The sequence below is a fragment of the Candidatus Nanopusillus massiliensis genome (genome assembly GCF_920984865.1).
This window is the reverse complement of sequence record NZ_OV100765.1, coordinates 435,874-436,199: the sequence shown is the minus strand read 5'-3', so window position 1 is coordinate 436,199 and position 326 is coordinate 435,874. Positions and strand designations below refer to the sequence as shown.

The window sequence follows — 326 nt, the reverse complement described above, 5'->3', positions numbered from 1 at the left end:
ATAAAATATTTAATGTCATTCTTTAATTATTCAATAGAAAATTATAATAAACATCAGGAATATGAAAAAAGTTATATAGATTTATGGTTTGAAAATAAATTAAATAAATTGGCAAAAGAAATTGAAGATGAATATGAGAAATTAAATTATATGAATGTTATTAATAATAAGATATTTGAATTAGATAATTCTTTTGAATGGTATTTGAAGAGATCTTTAGGTAGAATAAATGGAAAAGTTATAAATAAATATATTGAATATAAGGCAATATTTTTATATCCAATANNNNCTCATTTTATTTCTGAAATATTTGAAAAAATTGGTTT

1 pseudogene is annotated in these 326 nt (G+C 17.4%); it reads left to right on the top strand.

From position 1 onward, the window contains the following. Positions 1-326, top strand: a pseudogene (locus tag LUA84_RS03245) (class I tRNA ligase family protein); the annotation flags it as partial.